Here is a 16,195-nt window from a genome sequence, read left to right as displayed (position 1 = left end):
GCTCAGAAGGTGGTCAACGGCCTTACCGCGTGGGCCAGATCGAGCAGTCGTCCGTGTTCCCTGGCGGTGCGGGCCTGCGCGGCCAGCTGGCGGAAGGAGTGTTCGAGAAGGGTGCGCAGGCCGTGCTCGTCGCCGGGTCCGAGGAGGTCTCCGGAGGGCCAGGAGGGGGTGCCGTACAGCGCGTTCTCCCGGACCTCGGCGACCAGCCGGGCCCGGGACTCGCCGTCCTCGGCGCCGCCGTCCAGGCGGAGATCCGGCAGCCGCCGGGCCGCGTCGGCCAGATCGGCGGGGGTGGGCGGCAGTCCGCCCAGGATGCCGGCGCGGACGCGGACGGCGGCGATCCGGGCGGCGTCGTGGTGGCGCGAGGTGGCCGGCACGTCGTCCAGGACGCGCACGGCGGCGTCCCGGTCGCCGCCGGCCAGATGGCCGCGGGCCAGACCGAACGCGGCGGCGGTGTGCGCGCTGTCCCGTTTCCACACGGCCTCGTAGAAGCGCATGGCGCGTGCGGTGCGGGCGCCGTGCTCGGCGCAGTGGCCGAGGGCGAGCTTGGGCACGTACTCGCCGGGCAGCGCCCGGTACACGGCCTCGAAACGGGCGCCTGCCAGGTCGACCTCGCTCCTGCTCAGGTGCAGGACGCCCCGGTGCCAGGCGATCCGCCAGTCGTGGGCGGCGGCGCGCTCGCCGAGCTGGGTCTCCGCCTCGGTGAGCCAGTCGGCCGCCGCGTCCCGCTCGCCGCGTCTGAGGTAGGCGCGGCACAGCCACAGCGCGGTCTCCGGGGTGCCGAGCCGGGAGTCGCGGGACCACTGCCGGGCCACCCGGTCGGGGGCGTCGGGCGAGAAGGTGTCCAGCACCAGGGCGGCGCCGTCGGCCGGGTCGGGCACCGGTTCCGGGAGCGCGCCGGCGACCTCGGCGGGCGAGGGCGGGGAGGCGTCCAGTTCGGCCGGGCGCCGGCCGGGGCGGGCGGTCCAGTGGTCGAGGGCGGGGATCGCCCCGAGCCCGGCGTCGAGGCTGGCGCCGGTGGCGCGGAACCGGGTGGAGCTCTCGGGCAGTTGCTCGCCGAACTGGAGCGAGCGGAACTCCCTGAGGACCTCCCAGAGCTGGCGGGACATCTCGGTGGCCGACCGGAACCGGGCCCGGGGTTCGGGGTGGGTGGCGCGGTCGACGAGACGGCGGAAGGAGTCGTGCGCGAGCCCGCGCGCCGGTTCGGTGTCGCGCGCCAGGGCCTGCAGGGTCATGCCGACGGTGTAGAGGTCGCTGTCGACGTGCCAGCCGCGCCGGTCGATCTCCGCCTTCGGCGGCGCGAACGTCGCCGTGTAGACGTACGCCGACGCACGGTCCCCGATCGCGCGGACCGCGCCGAGGTCGATGACCTTCACGGCCCGCCCGAAGTGGATGACGTTGGCGGGCTTCATGTCGCAGTAGAGCAGGCCCCGTTCGTGCATGTACTCCAGCACGCCGAGGATCTTGCAACCGTAGGTGAGGACGTGGTCGAGACGCGGGCGGCCGTGGAAGACGCGCTCGACGTCGTCGGCGTCGAAGAGCTGTTGCAGGGAGCGGCCGCCGATGTAGTCCATGACCAGGTAACCGGTGGCGGCCCCACCGGGCGGCCGGTGTTCGGCGTACGTGATGATCCGCACGATGTCCGGGTGGTGCAGGTCGGTGAGGGAGCGGCGCTCCTCGACGGCGGTACGGCGGGCCAGCGCGTCGTTCGCGTTGATCTGGCTCTTGAGGACGACGCGGTGGCCCTCGGCCCGGGTGTCCTCGGCGAGGTGGATCCAGCCGAGCCCGCCGCGCGCGAGGCAGCCGAGCACCCGGTAGTGCCCGGCGACCAGGTCGCCCCGGGCCAGTTGGGGCAGGAGGGAGTACGGGGTGCCGCAGCGGGGGCAGCGGCCGGTGGCGCGGGCGGGCTGACCGCCGTACCCCACCCCGATGACCATGGTGCAGCCGCCCGCGCCGCAGCGGCGGCCCTCGGTGGGCGGACGCGCGTCCCCGATCAGCACGTCGTCGGGCTCGGGCACCTCGGGCAGCACCACCAGTCCGTGCTGGTCCAGTTCGCCGACCCCGGCCACGGCGTGCACGGTCGGCGGCCCCGGGCTCTCCTCGACCACGGCGGGCGGCGGGGCCGCCGGTGCGGTGCGTGGTTCGCTGCGCGGCTCGATGTGCCGGTGTCCGCAGGTGTCGCAGTAGCCGGTCCCCATGATGTGGCCCGCACAGCCGGGACGGACGCAGGAGGTCATGAGTCGCGCTCCCTTCGGGCTTCGGCGGCGGTTCGGCGGGGAGGCGGGGGGTGGTCGGGGGTGCGGGCGTGTTCGGGGGGTCGTGCGGGGTGCTCGGGACCGGCGTGGCCGGGCGCCTCCTCGTCGTCCGAACCCCCGGCGTCCGGGCGCGAGTCGCCCTCCTCCACCGGCTCCGCGCCGCCCTCGCCGTCCGCCGGCCCGTCCGCCCCCGAGCAGAACCCGATGAACCGGTCCGCGGCGTCCTCCGCCCGTTCGATGTCGCACGGTGTCCGGCGGAGCAGGGACAGCGCGGCCTCGTAGAGGCGGTACGCCTCCACCACGCGGTCGCCGTCCTCCCCCGCGCGCCGGCGGCACAGCGGCCACTCCGCGGTGACGCGGCCGCGGAGTTCCTCCCAGCGGCGCAGCCGCGTGTCGAGCATCCCCACGGCCTGTTCCAGGCGCTGGCGGCGGCGCTCGGCGGCGTCCTCGAAGGTGAACAGCAGGTCGGCGCGCCGGGGTTCGCGGTCCTGTTCCGAGCTGTGGGCCACCCAGGCACGGAGCATCCGGCTGCGGCTGACGGCGCCCTCGGCCTGGTCCAGCAGCGCCTCGGTGCCGGGCGCGGCGGTCACCCGGTCCCGGCGGGCGTCGAGCGCGGGCCCCAACCCGTCCACGATACGGTCGAGTTCGGCGCCGAGCCGGGTCCAGCGTTCGCGCAGCGGGCGGTGCACCAGGGACTCGGCGGCCTGGGCCGCCAGGCCGCCCTGGCGGCGGTGGACCAGCAGCAGCCGGGCCCCGTGCCGGGCGAGCAGGTCCAGCAGGGCGAGCAGGTCGTCGGGCTCGGCGCACTGGTCGACGCCGACGAGCACGGCGGCGAGCGGGACGCGCAGGGTGGCGAGCCGTTCGGGCCGGGGGTCGTCGCGGATGCCGAGGCGTTCGGCGATGCGGTCCATGACCTGGGCGGTGGTCAGCCCCTTGACGTCCAGGGCGAGATCGTGGGCGCCGGCCGGGGGCACGGTCTCGGGCGGGTCGTGGCTGTAGGCGCTGGTGTTGCGGTGCGTGCGCAGCTCGCGGTCCGCGAGGGTGACGGCCCGTTCGAGGGTGAAGGCGCGGTCGCCCCGGGCGGGTACGACGGTGACGAGCACCGGCCAGCCCTCACCCCGGAACCAGCCCGCGAGTTCGGTGGCGAACCGCACGTCGAGCCGCCCCGCTCCGGTGGCCGTACGGCTGCGCAGCCGGGGGTCGACGGCCGAGGCGCCGTCGGTCCAGGCGGCGACCTGCGGCAGATGGCTGAGGATGGTCTCGGTGGGGCTCATGTGGCTGAAGGCGGAGACCTGCCCCTCGTCCACGCTGAGCACGATGCCGATGACCTGGTCGGTGGCGTGGTCGACCACTCCGCCGCCGCTGAAGCCGGGGACGGCCAGTTCGCCGGGGGTGAGCGGGCGCAGCTGCACCCGGCTGTCCCGGCCCCGGGCGGCGACCAGGGTGGCGCCGTGCCAGCGGCCGCCGTCGTCGCCGGGCGGGAAGCCGTACATGCTCACGGGTCCGTGCGGCGAGGCGAGCCGGTAGAGCCGGGTGGTGTGCCCGGCGGGCAGCGGCTCGGCGAGGCGCAGCAGGGCGAGGTCGCCGCTGCGGTCGCCGAACGCGTCCTCCCGCTCCGGTACGTGCTCGTCCGGGCGGACGGTGGCGGTGACCGCGCCCTGTCCGGGGACGCCGACGAGCCGTACGACATACCGCTCGCCCGGCGCGACGACATGCCCCGCGGTGAGCACCCGGTCAGGCGCGAGCAGTACCCCGGCACCGAGCACCGCGCCGTCCGGTGCCTCGATGCGTGCGATCCAAGTCGGCGTGCGTAAGCGGGACTTGACGGCTCGCTCCCCCGTGCGCGTCATGCTGCCGAGGTTACTCCCCGTACCGGCCCGGAACTACCGGTGTGCACGAGGAGGCCGCAGGTGAATGTTCGTCCATAACCAAACACCCGAGCTATACACCGTGTGTATAGTCCCGGCATGCCTCGTACGACCAAGAAGACCCAGACGCCGTCGTCCGCGCCCCCGAAGACGGGCGGAGGGTGCCGCGGGTTCCGTGCGGCCGCGCTCCTCTCGGCCGCCGCCTGCATGGCGCTCGCCCTGACCGGCTGCGCGCAGGTCGACACCGTCTCACCGAGCACCGCGCGGGAGCAGGCGGCGCAGGGGGCGCCGGCGAGCTTCGGCGGCGTCGACTGCCGCAAGGCCAAGTGCATAGCGCTCACCTTCGACGCCGGCCCCAGCGAGAACTCGCCGCCGCTGCTGGACATCCTGAAGGAGAAGCAGGTCCACGCGACGTTCTTCCTGCTCGGCAAGGGACACATCGAGAGGTATCCGCAGCTGGTCAGGCGCATGTCGGCCGAGGGGCACGAGGTGGCCAGCCACACCTGGGACCACAAGATCCTCACGGACATATCCGACGACCAGGTCCGCGACGAGTTACGGCGGCCCGATGACGCGATCAAGCGGCTCACGGGGCGCAAGCCCACGCTGATGCGCCCGCCGCAGGGCCGCACGGACGCCAACATCCACGAGATCTGCAAGGAGTTGGGGCTCGCGGAGGTTCTGTGGAGCGTCACGGCCGAGGACTACGCGACCAACGACTCGGCGCTCATCAAGAAGCGCGTCCTCGACCAGGCCGACCGGGACGGGATCATCCTGCTGCACGACATCTACCCCGGGACCGTGCCCGCCGTCCCCGGCATCATCGACGCCCTCAAGCAGCGCGGATACACCTTCGTGACGGTCCCCCAGCTCCTCGCGCCCGGCCGGGCGGAACCGGGCAAGGTCTACCGCCCCTGAACCGCCGCGCACCGGCTGGGCCGACCGGGTGAGGCGGCGGCGAACTCCCGGACGGGCGGCGCTCATTGCCTACCATCGTCGTCGTGCCGACCTTCTCCCTCACCCGCACCGTCCCGCTCCCCCTGGCCGAGACCTGGCGCCGGCTCACCGAGTGGCCCCGCCACGCGGACGTCGTGCCGCTGACCCGGATCAGGCTGCTCACCCCCGGGCCGACCGACGTGGGCACCCGCTTCACGGCCCGCTCCGGCATCGGTCCGCTCGCCGTGGACGACACCATGGAGGTGACCGTCTGGCGCCCGCCCGTGGATGACGAGGGCGGACGGTGCCGGCTGGAGAAGCGGGGGCGGGTGGTGCTCGGCTGGGCGGAGATCGAGGTAGGGCCGGGGCCGGGGGGCCGCAGCCGGGTGGTGTGGCGGGAGGAACTGCGGGTGCGGTTCCTGCCACGGGCCTTCGACGGAGTCGTCGCGCGTACGGCGCGCGCGGTCTTCGGGCGCGGGGTGAACAAGCTGCTCAGGCGGGCCTGAACGGCCGTACTCCGGACGGCCCCGACGATCCCGTACCGGCCGGGACGTCAGTCCTTGCGGCCCGTCGCCGCCACCGTCACGCCCAGGCCGATCATCGCCAGGCCGCCGACGCCGCCGACCGCGGACAGGCGGCGGGGCGAGCGGGCGAACCAGTCGCGGGCGGCGGAGGCGACCAGGCCCCAGAGGCTGTCGGAGGCCAGCGCGATGACGTTGAAGACCAGGCCGAGCAGCAGCATCTGCACCGGCACATGACCCTGGGCGCGGTCCACGAACTGGGGCAGTACGGCGGCGAAGAACACCATCGTCTTGGGGTTGGCCACGCCGACCGCGAAGCCCTCCCCCAGGGTGCGCAGCCCGCCCCGCTCCGGGGGGCCGGACTCGGCGAACGCGGCACGCAGCGAACCGCGTCGCCGCCACGCCTTGATCCCGAGGTACACCAGGTACGCGGCGCCCGCGAGCTTGAGCGCGGTGAAGAGCAGCACCGAGCGCTCCACCACCGGTCCGATGCCGAGGGCCACGGCGGCGACGAGGACGTAGGCGCCGAGGGTGTTGCCGGCGACCGTGGTCAGCGCGGCGCGGCGGCCGTGCGCCAGCGCCCGCCCGACGACGAAGAGCACGCTCGGGCCGGGTATCAGGATCAGCAGGAGGGACAGCGCCGCGAAGGCGAGCAGCCGGTCGGTGGAGACCATGGGCCCATGGAACACAGGGGTCGGGGCGCGCGGCAATCTCTTTTTTTCCCGTGACCCGGTCCCGGGCTCAGGCCACCGACCCGGTCCGCGCCTCCTCCCGCGCGTCGTGGTGGATCGGGGTGTGTCCGCCGGTCAGGGCGACGCCGCTGCCGCCACGCCGCTCGGCGACGATCTCCGCGGCGATCGACAGGGCCGTCTCCTCGGGCGTGCGGGCGCCGAGGTCGAGGCCGATCGGCGCCCGGAGCCGCGCCAGCTCCCGTTCGGTGAGGCCGGCTTCACGCAGGCGCGCGGTGCGGTCGAGGTGGGTGCGCCGGGAGCCCATCGCGCCGACGTAGGCGACCGGGAGCCGTAGCGCCGCCTTCAGCAGGGGCAGGTCGAACTTGGCGTCGTGGGTGAGGACGCACAGGACGGTACGGCCGTCGGTCCCGGTGCGCTCCAGGTAGGTGTGGGGCCACTCGACCACGATCTCGTCGGCGTCCGGGAAGCGGGCGCGGGTGGCGAACACCGGGCGGGCGTCGCACACCGTGACGTGGTAGCCGAGGAACCTGCCGACCCGGACCAGGGCGGCGGCGAAGTCGATCGCGCCGAAGACGATCATCCGGGGCGCGGGCACGGAGGACTCCACCAGGACGGTGAGCGGGGCGCCGCAGCGCGAGCCCCGGGCGCCGATCTCCACGGTGCCGGTGCGGCCCGCGTCCAGCAGGGCGCGGGCCTCGGCGGCGACGGTGCGGTCCAGCTCGGGGTGGGCGCCGAAGCCGCCGTCGTACGACCCGTCGGGGCGGACGAGGAGGGCGCGGCGCCCCAGGCCGTCCGGTCCCGCCACGACGCGCGCGAGCGCCGCCGCCTCCCCGCGGGCGGCGGCGGCCAGCGCGGCGGCGATCACCGGCCGGGCGGGGTCGTCCGGCCGCACCGGGGCGACCAGGATGTCGATGACGCCGCCGCAGGTCAGGCCGACCGCGAAGGCGTCCTCGTCGCCGTACCCGAAGCGCTCAAGCACGGTCTCCCCGTCCTGGAGCGCCTGCCGGCACAGCTCGTACACCGCGCCCTCCACGCAGCCGCCGGAGACCGACCCGATCGCCGTGCCCTCGGCGTCCACCGCGAGCGCGGCGCCGGGCTGCCGCGGGGCACTGCCGCCGACGCCCACGACGGTGGCGACGGCGAAGCCCCGCCCCCGCCCGACCCACCGGTCCAGCTCCTCGGCGATGTCCAGCATGTGTGTCGGCCTCCTCAAAGGGTCGGTCCGGAAGGGAGGTTGACCGCGTCGCTGATGAACGCCGAGCAGTCCCTCGACGGGATGCAGCGCGAAGTACACGAGGAAGATCACCGTCAGCCCCCACATGAACGCGCCGATCTCATGATCGGGATGTGGGATGTGCGCCAACCCGGGGGACGGCCCGGTGCCGCATGCGTCTGGGTGGCCGGGGATGAGCGGATGCCCGGCGTCGGAGCGGGATCAGGCGGTGCCCGTGAGGTGCTCCGGGCGTACCGGCGTCCGGTTCAGCTCCAGCCCCGTCGCGTTCCGGATCGCCGCCAGGACGGCCGGGGTCGACGACAGGGTCGGGGCCTCGCCGATGCCGCGCAGGCCGTACGGGGCGTGCGCGTCGGCGAGTTCGAGGATGTCGACGGGGATGGTCGGCGTGTCGAGGATGGTCGGGATCAGGTAGTCCGTGAAGGAGGGGTTCCTGACCTTCGCGGTCCTCGGGTCCACGATGATCTCCTCCATCACCGCGATGCCCAGGCCCTGTACGGTGCCGCCCTGGATCTGTCCGACGACGGACAGCGGGTTGAGCGCCTTGCCGACGTCCTGGGCGCAGGCCAGCTCGACGACCTTGACGAGGCCGAGTTCGGTGTCGACCTCGACCACGGCGCGGTGCGCGGCGAAAGAGTACTGGACATGGCCGTTGCCCTGGCCGGTGCGCAGGTCGAAGGCCTCGGTCGGCCGGTGCCGCCACTCCTGCTCGACCTCCACGGCCTCGCCTTCGAGGACGTCGACCAGGCCGGCGAGCACCTCGCCGCCGTCGGTGACGACCTTGCCGTCCTCCAGCAGCAACTCCGCCGTCGCCCAGGCCGGGTGGTACGAGCCGAACTTGCGGCGGCCGATCTCCAGGACCTGTTCGCGGACCCGTTCGCAGGCGTTCTTGACGGCGCCGCCGGTGACGTACGTCTGCCGGGAGGCGGAGGTGGAGCCGGCCGAGCCGACCTGGGTGTCGGCCGGGTGGATGGTCACCTGGGCGACGCCGAGTTCGGTGCGGGCGATCTGGGCGTGCACGGTGACGCCGCCCTGGCCGACCTCCGCCATCGCGGTGTGCACGGTGGCGACGGGCTCGCCGGCGATCACCTCCATGCGCACCTTGGCGGTGGAGTAGTCGTCGAACCCCTCGGAGAAGCCGACGTTCTTGATGCCGACCGCGTAGCCGACCCCCCGCACGACGCCCTCGCCGTGCGTGGTGTTGGACAGACCGCCGGGCAGCTGCCGTACGTCGGCGCCCTCGCTGGACTCCCACTGGCGCTCGGGCGGCAGCGGCATCGCCTTGACGCGGCGCAGGAGTTCGGCGACCGGCGCCGGGGAGTCGACCGGCTGCCCGGTCGGCATGATCGTGCCCTGTTCCATGGCGTTCAGCTGCCTGAACTCCACGGGGTCCATGCCGAGTTCCTTCGCCAGCTTGTCCATCTGGGCCTCGTAGGCGAAGCACGCCTGGACCGCGCCGAAGCCGCGCATCGCGCCGCAGGGCGGGTTGTTGGTGTAGAGGGCGATGGCCTCGATGTCGACGTCGTCCACGACGTACGGCCCGATGCTCAGCGAGGCGGCGTTGCCGACGACGGCCGGGGAGGCGGAGGCGTAGGCGCCGCCGTCGAGCACGATGCGGCACCTGACGTGGGTCAACTTGCCGTCGCGCGTGGCCCCGTGCTCGTAGTGCAGCTTGGCCGGGTGGCGGTGGACGTGCCCGAAGAAGGACTCGAACCGGTTGTAGACGATCTTGACGGGCTTGCCGGTGCGCAGTGCGAGCAGGCAGGCGTGGATCTGCATGGACAGGTCCTCGCGGCCACCGAACGCGCCGCCGACACCGGACAGCGTCATCCGCACCTTGCGCTCGGGCAGACCGAGCACGGGCGCGATCTGGCGCAGGTCGGAGTGGAGCCACTGGGTGGCGATGTAGAGGTGGACGCCGCCGTCCTCCTCGGGCACCGCGAGCCCCGACTCGGGGCCGAGGAAGGCCTGGTCCTGCATGCCGAAGGTGTACTCGCCCGTGACGATCACCTCGGCGCGCCCGGCGGCCCCGGCCGCGTCGCCGCGCACGATCGGCTGGCGGTGCACGATGTTCGGGTGCGCGACATGCCCCACGTGGTGGTCGTCGCGGTGTTCGTGGACGAGGACGGCGTCCGGCGCGAGGGCGGACCTCTCGTCGGTGATCACGGGGAGTTCGCGGTACTCCACCTTGATCCTGGCGGCGGCGCGGCGGGCGGTCTCCGGGTGGTCGGCGGCGACGATCGCGACCGGCTCGCCGTGGTGGCGCACCTTGCCGTGCGCGAGGACCGGGGTGTCCCTGATCTCCAGACCGTAGTGCTTCACCTCGGCGGGCAGGTCGTCGTACGTCATGACGGCGTACACGCCCGGCAGGGCGAGCGCCTCGGAGGTGTCGACGGAGACGATCTCGGCGTGCGCGACGGTGGAGCGCAGGATCTGGCCCCACAGCATGTCCTCGTGCCACATGTCCGAGGAGTAGGCGAACTCGCCGGTGACCTTGAGGGTGCCGTCCGGGCGGAGGGTGGACTCGCCGATGCCGCCCTTCGTACCCGAGCCCTGCGTGATCTTCGTGGGCGCGCCGGTGGGGGAAGGCATGTCAGACCTCCTCGGACTGACGGGCGGCCGCGAGCCGGACCGCGTCCATGATCTTCTCGTAGCCCGTGCAGCGGCACAGGTTCCCGGACAGTGCCTCGCGGATGTCGGCGTCGGACGGGTTCGGGTTGCGCTCCAGGAGTTCGTCGGAGGCCACGAGCAGGCCCGGGGTGCAGAAGCCGCACTGGACGGCGCCGGCGTCGATGAACGCCTGCTGGATCGGGGCGAGTCCGGTGCCCGCGCCGGCCCGGGAGTCGGTGCCGCCCTCGGCCTGCCATCCCTTCGCCTCGTCCAGGGAGGTGCCCTCCGCGTCGCCGCGGGAGCGCTGCCGCGCGTGGTCGGCGAGGCCCTCGACGGTCACCACGTCCCGGCCCTCGGCCTGTCCGGCCGCGACCAGGCAGGAGCAGACCGGCACGCCGTCCAGGCGCACCGTGCAGGAGCCGCACTCGCCCTGTTCGCAGGCGTTCTTGGAGCCGGGCAGGCCGAGCCGCTCGCGCAGCACGTAGAGCAGGGACTCGCCCTCCCAGACGTCGTCGGCCTCCTGCGGGCGCCCGTTGACGGTGAAGTTGACGCGCATCACGCGGCTCCCTCGGTGCGGCGGGCGCCGCGGTACGACTCCCAGGTCCAGGTCAGCGTCCGGCGGGCCATCACGCCGACCGCGTGCCGGCGGTAGCTCGCGGTGCCCCGGACGTCGTCGATCGGGTTGCAGGCGGCGGAGCACAGACCGGCGAACTGCTTGGCGACCGACGGGGTGATGGTCTTCCCGTTGTCCCAGAAGCCGCCCTCCTCCAGGGCCGCGTTCAGGAACTCCTCGGCGGCCTCGGCGCGCACCGGCGTGGGCGCGGCCGAGCCGATGCCGGTGCGCACGGTGCGGGTCCCGGGGTGCAGGGCGAGGCCGAAGGCGCACACGGCGATGACCATGGCGTTGCGGGTGCCGACCTTGGAGTACTGCTGCGGTCCGTCCGCCTTCTTGATGTGCACGGCGCGGATCAGCTCGTCCGGCCGGAGCGCGTTGCGCTTGACGCCCGTGTAGAAGTCGTCGATCGGGATCATCCGGGTGCCGCGCGCCGCCGACGCCACCTCGACCTCCGCGCCCGCGGCGAGGAGGGCGGGGTGGGCGTCGCCGGCGGGCGAGGCCGTGCCGAGGTTGCCGCCGACGCCGCCGCGGTTGCGGATCTGCGGGGAGGCGACCGTGTGCGAGGCGAGCGCGAGGCCCGGCAACTCGGCACGGAGCTGTTCCATGATGTGCGTGTACGGCACGGAGGCGCCCAGCCGTACGGAGTCCTCGCCCCTCTCCCATTCACCGAGGTCGCCGACGCGGTTGAGGTCGAGCAGGTACTCGGGCCTGCGGTGGTCGAAGTTGATCTCGACCATCACATCGGTGCCACCCGCGATCGGCACGGCGGTGGGGTGCTCGGCCTTCGCGGCGAGCGCCTCCTCCCAGCTGGCGGGGCGAAGGAAGTCCATGACCGGCTCTCTTCTTCGTCTCGGGGTCGTGCGGGTTCGAGCCGATGCGTGTGCGGCGGGCCCGGCTCGTTCCTGTCGTGTTGACGGGGAGTGGGGTCAGTACACCGCCGTGTACTCCGGAGGGGTCAGTCACCGAAACCATGAAGGAGTTCGCTGGCCAGGGGGAGCATCTTGTAGATTCGTATGAACGGAGGTCACCGGAAACCTCTCCGTTTTCCTGGAGAAACGCAGGAACCGGCGTGGAGGCCCCGGAGCGGTCCCCCGGGCGCGGCGCACGGCCCCTCCCCGTCACCCTCCGAAGATCCATCGTAGGTTTCGAGACACAGAAACGGCGGCAACTGAGATGCGGCTGCGCGCACTGCTGGACACCGACGGGCTGGGCCTGCTGCTGCTCTGCGGCGAGGACGAGCTGGACCGCTCGGTGCGCGGTGTGATGACGACCGACCTGCGCGACCCGAGCCGGTACCTCTCCGGCGGCGAGCTGGTGCTGACCGGCCTCGCGTGGCGGCGGGACGAGGCGGACTCGGAGCCGTTCGTGCGCACCCTGGTGCAGGCCGGGGTGGCGGCCCTCGCCGCGGGCACCGCCGAGCTGGGCATGGTGCCGGAGGACCTGGTGCTGGCCTGCGCCAAGCACCGGCTGCCGCTGTTCGAGGTGCACGAGTCGGTGGCCTTCGCGACGATCACCGAGCACGTCGTACGACAGGTCTCGGGCGAGCGCGCCGGTGACCTGGCGGCCGTGGTGGACCGGCACCGCCGGATGATGACCTCGGGCCCGGCGGGCGGCGGCCCCGACGTGGTGCTCGACCTGCTCGGCAGCGACCTCGACCTGCGCGCCTGGGTGCTCTCCCCTACCGGCCGGCTGATCGCCGGTTCCAAGGTGGCGGGCCCGGACCTGCCCGCCGAGACCTGCGCGCGGCTGGCCGCCGAGCAGCTGGCCGCGGCCCGCACCGGCCGGCGCGGCCCGCACCGGGTCCAGCTGGGCGGTACGACGTACTCGCTCTTCCCGATCCGCTCCTCGGGGCGCTCCCCGCAGGCCGCGCGCGATGTGCGCGAGACGGTGCTGTCGGACTGGCTGCTGGCCGTGGAGGCGGACGCGGGCGACTGGGACGGGCAGCGCATGGACCTGCTCCAGGGCGTCACCCAGCTGATCGCCGTGGAGCGCGACCGCCGCGAGGCCGCCCGTACGGTACGGCGCCGGCTCGCCCAGGAGGTCCTGGAGCTGGTGCAGACGGGCGCCGCGCCCGCCGAGGTCGCCGCCCGGCTGCGGGTGGCCGCGCCCGTGCTGCTGCCCGGCCTCGGCGCCGCCCCGCGCTGGCAGGTCGTGGTGGCCCGGGTGGAGTGGGACGGCGAGGAGATCGAGGGCGGCCCGGTGGCCCAGTCGCTCCTGGAGGAGGTGCTGGTCGACCCGCTGGCGACCGGCCCCGAGCCCTCCGACCGCATCGCCGTGGCGCACACCGGGGACGAGGCGGTCGCGCTGGTGCCGCTGCCCGCCGTACCGGCCGTCGCCGCCGACCAGGAGGGCGCGGAGACCGGGCTGCTCGCCGACGCGCTGCTCCAGGCGGTGCGCGAGCCGCTGTCGGCGGGCCTGGACGACGACGGGCGGCTCACGATCGGGGTCAGCGCGGCCGTGCACTCGGCGGAGGGGCTGCGCGGCGCGCTGGAGGAGGCCCGGCACGCCCGCCGGGTGGCGGCGGCCCGGCCCGGCCGGGTCTGCGCGGCCGGGCACCAGGAGCTGGCGAGCCATGTGCTGCTGCTGCCGTTCGTCCCGGACGACGTGCGCCGCGCCTTCACGGCCCGGCTGCTGGACCCTCTGACGGACTACGACCGCCGGCACCGCGCGGAGCTGATACCGACCCTGGAGGCGTTCCTCGACTGCGACGGCTCCTGGACCCGCTGCGCCACCCGTCTGCACCTGCACGTCAACACACTGCGCTACCGCGTCGGCCGGATCGAGCAGTTGACGGGACGGGACCTTTCGCGCCTGGAGGACAAGCTCGATTTCTTCCTGGCACTGCGCATGAGCTGAGCCGACAGGGACGAAGCGGACATACCGCGACCCGTCGCGCCCCCGCTACTTTGTGAAAACTTTCACCCACCCTCTTGGCCGGGCGTGGCGATCGATGCTGGAATGCCGCCACCACTCAACAGCCCGATGGTGTGCCTGGGGAGGTCAACGTGGCGTATACCGCCATGTCTGGGAACGGAACGACCGCCGGTGACGATCCTCTCCAGACCGCGGTATGGCGGCTGCGCTCGCGGGCCTGCTGGGCCGACGCGGCGGCCCTGCTGCCGCCGGACACGCCGGGCGCGGCGCTGCAACGGGCGATGCTGCTGGTGGAGCGCTGCCTGTACACCGAGGGCGGCTGGGCGGACGCCGAGGACGCGCTGCGTACGGCGGAGGCGCTCGCGCACACCGACGAGGAGCGGGGCGCGGCGGCGTGTGAGCGGGGGCAGCTGGCGTACGCGGCGACGCTGCACGGTGTCCGGGACCGGGTGGACGAGGCGCGGGCCGCGCTGGGGCGGGCGGCGGCGCTGATCCCGCCGGGGGCGGCGGGGCGGGCCCTGCTGGACTTCCGGCGGGGGCTGCTGGCGGAGAACCTGTCCCGTTCCCCGCAGGCGGCGCGCGCCGCCTACCGCCGGGCGCACGCGGGCGCGACCGCGCACGCCGATCCACTGCTGCTGTCCTTCACCTGGCGGCATCTCGCCGGACTCGCCCTGCGCGACGGCGAGCTGGCGGAGGCGCGGCACGGGTTCGCCGAGTCCCTGCGGATCCGGGAGGAGCTGGGATACCTGGTCGGCACGGCGCCGGCGCTGGTCTCCCTGGCGGACACGGAGGACGAACCGGCGGCGACGCGGCTGCGGGACGAGGCGCGGCGGCTGTTCCGCCTCCTGGGCGGCGTGCCGACGTGGCTCGCGGCCCAGCTGGCGCCTCCGGCGGCGGGGCCGGCCACGGCGTGAGCCGGGAGAGTCGCGTGGTGCCCGGGGTGTCCGGCGTGCTCAGAGGGAACTCAGAGACGGCTGTGCCAGGGTGAGGCGCCCGAGACCCCCCACTCCAGGAGAGCGTCGGATGTCACTCATCAACGGCCTTCCGGCCCATATTTTGCTCGTCCACATCGTCGTGGTGCTCGTCCCGCTGACCGCCCTCGCCCTGGTCGCCGCGGCGGTGTGGCCACGGGCCGCGAACCGGCTGGGCGTCCTGCTGCCCTCACTGGCCCTCGTCTCCCTGGTCAGCGTGCCGCTCACGACGAACGCCGGCGAGTGGCTGGAGCGCCATGTCGACGACGACCCGCTCGTCCGCAAGCACACCGAGCTGGGCGACGGGCTGCTGCCGTGGGCGCTGGGGCTGTTCGTCCTCGCGGTCGTGGTGTGGTGGGGGGCCCGTGAGCTCCGCCGGACGCAGAGCCCGGCAGGGGGCAGCTCGCGCTGGTCCTCGCTGCCGGTGCGGATCGTCCTGGGGCTGCTGTCCGCGGTCATCGCGGTGGGCGCGGTGGTCGACGTGTACCGCATCGGCGACTCGGGGGCGAAGGCGGCGTGGCACGACGGCTTCTCGAAGACGGCGCACGCCGAGCACGACGGCGACGATTCGTGAGGCTCCCCGAGGGGGCGGGGCCGCGTGCCCTGTGCGGCTCCGCCGTGTAGGCACGGCCGGCCGCGACGGGTCCGCGCCCGGGTACGGCCGCGAGCCTGCGGCGCCGGCCCGGGTGTGAGTCCGCTCACCGCGCCGGCGGGCACCCCCGCGTCCACCCGCGCCGCCCCGGCGGCGCGGGTGGACGCGTATCCACGCCGGGCCCGGTCAGGCCGCGCCCGCGAAGTGTTCCGCCACCAGGCCCCGGACCACCTCGAAATCCCGGGCCACCAGCGCGTCCAGCAAGGACACGTGTTCCGCCGCGTCCGCGAGGAGATCCGCGCGGGCGTGCCGGACCGGGCCGTCGACCAGCGGCCACTGCGCACGGATGTGCAGGTCGCACGCGATGCGCACCAGTTCCCCGTTGCCGGAGAGAGCCAGCATCGCGCGGTGGAAGGCGCGGTCGGACTCGGCGTACGTCGCGGGGCAGCCGGACGCCGCCGCCCGGACCGTGTCCTCCGCCAGCGGTCGCAGCTCGGCCCAGCGGGCCGCCGGCACCGAGCGGGCCAGCCGCAGCATCACCGGCACCTCGATCAGCTCGCGCACCTCCGCCAGCTCGGCCAGCTCCCGCGCGCCCCGCTCGACGACCCGGAAGCCCCGGTTGGGCACCACCTCGACGGCGCCCTCCAGGGCCAGCTGCTGCATCGCCTCCCGCACGGGCGTCGCCGAGACCCCGAAGCGCTCCCCGAGCACCGGGCCCGAGTACACCTCCCCCGGCTTCAGCTCGCCCGTCACCAGCGCCGTACGCAGCGCCTCAAGGATCTGTCCGCGCACCGAGGACCGCTGTATCACGGGCCGCTCGGCGCCGGGCCGCCGCCGGTCCGGAACCATGCCCTCACCGTGCGTGTGCGCCGCCGCGGAGCCCTGCGCGCTCTGCCTCACGGGGTCCTCCTGGCGGCTTGTCGGTACTTGGGGTCATTGACGACGGGTTGTCGCTTCTTCGTCAAGCACCCTAGACGTACCGAGCGGTACGTCAAACTCGACCGAGGACGAGCAGCCCCCGCGGTCCAT

At 74.1% G+C, this 16,195-nt stretch carries 13 protein-coding genes; 5 read left to right on the top strand and 8 right to left on the bottom strand.

Annotated elements, in window-relative coordinates; all coding sequences use genetic code 11:
- Nucleotides 1–2: 2 nt before the first annotated feature.
- Nucleotides 3–2,237: a tetratricopeptide repeat protein gene (locus ACWDD7_RS03750; protein WP_450456127.1), complete on the bottom strand. Its 2,235-nt coding sequence runs from the start codon at nt 2,235–2,237 to the stop codon at nt 3–5.
- Entirely contained in the window at nt 2,234–4,105 is a 1,872-nt protein-coding gene (locus tag ACWDD7_RS03745) for a S1 family peptidase (protein ID WP_450456125.1), read from the bottom strand. Before ACWDD7_RS03745 ends, ACWDD7_RS03750 begins: the two co-directional genes overlap by 4 nt.
- A gap of 117 nt (nt 4,106–4,222) precedes the next feature.
- On the opposite strand from ACWDD7_RS03745, the gene ACWDD7_RS03740 reads away from it, so the two are divergent.
- On the top strand, nt 4,223–5,041 hold the full coding sequence (locus ACWDD7_RS03740; RefSeq protein WP_450456124.1) for a polysaccharide deacetylase family protein: 819 nt from the start codon (nt 4,223–4,225) through the stop codon (nt 5,039–5,041).
- Between the two features lie 83 nt (nt 5,042–5,124).
- Nucleotides 5,125–5,565 (top strand): SRPBCC family protein, encoded by a 441-nt coding sequence (locus ACWDD7_RS03735; RefSeq protein WP_351879791.1) that lies wholly within the window; start codon nt 5,125–5,127, stop codon nt 5,563–5,565.
- A 47-nt stretch (nt 5,566–5,612) separates the two neighbouring features.
- Here the strand turns inward: ACWDD7_RS03735 and ACWDD7_RS03730 are convergent, their stop codons facing one another.
- The 5 genes from ACWDD7_RS03730 to ACWDD7_RS03710 form a co-directional block, all read right to left on the bottom strand.
- Nucleotides 5,613–6,254, bottom strand: coding sequence for a LysE family translocator (locus ACWDD7_RS03730; RefSeq protein ID WP_351879794.1), 642 nt, complete (start codon nt 6,252–6,254; stop codon nt 5,613–5,615).
- A 67-nt stretch (nt 6,255–6,321) separates the two neighbouring features.
- On the bottom strand, nt 6,322–7,467 hold the full coding sequence (locus ACWDD7_RS03725; protein ID WP_450456122.1) for an XdhC family protein: 1,146 nt from the start codon (nt 7,465–7,467) through the stop codon (nt 6,322–6,324).
- Between the two features lie 240 nt (nt 7,468–7,707).
- The gene (locus ACWDD7_RS03720; RefSeq protein ID WP_450456120.1) at nt 7,708–10,095 is read right to left on the bottom strand and encodes a xanthine dehydrogenase family protein molybdopterin-binding subunit; all 2,388 of its coding nucleotides are present in this window, start codon (nt 10,093–10,095) and stop codon (nt 7,708–7,710) included.
- A gap of 1 nt (nt 10,096) precedes the next feature.
- The gene (locus ACWDD7_RS03715) at nt 10,097–10,669 is read right to left on the bottom strand and encodes a (2Fe-2S)-binding protein (RefSeq protein ID WP_351880482.1); all 573 of its coding nucleotides are present in this window, start codon (nt 10,667–10,669) and stop codon (nt 10,097–10,099) included.
- Nucleotides 10,669–11,559 carry an FAD binding domain-containing protein gene (locus tag ACWDD7_RS03710; protein WP_450456118.1) on the bottom strand — a complete coding sequence of 297 codons (891 nt, stop codon included), beginning with the start codon at nt 11,557–11,559 and terminating at the stop codon, nt 10,669–10,671. Before ACWDD7_RS03710 ends, ACWDD7_RS03715 begins: the two co-directional genes overlap by 1 nt.
- 343 nt (nt 11,560–11,902) lie before the next feature.
- Between ACWDD7_RS03710 and ACWDD7_RS03705 the strand changes: the two genes are divergently transcribed.
- The 3 genes from ACWDD7_RS03705 (at nt 11,903) to ACWDD7_RS03695 (ending at nt 15,148) form a co-directional block, all read left to right on the top strand.
- Nucleotides 11,903–13,585, top strand: coding sequence for a PucR family transcriptional regulator (locus tag ACWDD7_RS03705; protein ID WP_351880477.1), 1,683 nt, complete (start codon nt 11,903–11,905; stop codon nt 13,583–13,585).
- A gap of 164 nt (nt 13,586–13,749) precedes the next feature.
- On the top strand, nt 13,750–14,517 hold the full coding sequence (locus ACWDD7_RS03700; RefSeq protein ID WP_351880475.1) for a hypothetical protein: 768 nt from the start codon (nt 13,750–13,752) through the stop codon (nt 14,515–14,517).
- Nucleotides 14,518–14,626: 109 nt separating this feature from the next.
- Nucleotides 14,627–15,148 (top strand): DUF2231 domain-containing protein, encoded by a 522-nt coding sequence (locus tag ACWDD7_RS03695; RefSeq protein WP_351880472.1) that lies wholly within the window; start codon nt 14,627–14,629, stop codon nt 15,146–15,148.
- Nucleotides 15,149–15,352: 204 nt separating this feature from the next.
- Here the strand turns inward: ACWDD7_RS03695 and ACWDD7_RS03690 are convergent, their stop codons facing one another.
- Entirely contained in the window at nt 15,353–16,015 is a 663-nt protein-coding gene (locus ACWDD7_RS03690; RefSeq protein WP_351878152.1) for a GntR family transcriptional regulator, read from the bottom strand.
- Nucleotides 16,016–16,195 lie beyond the last annotated feature (180 nt).

Source organism: Streptomyces sp. NPDC001056 (genome assembly GCF_053598955.1).
Note: the sequence above shows the minus strand (reverse complement) of the source record. Positions and strands in the feature narration are given on the sequence as shown.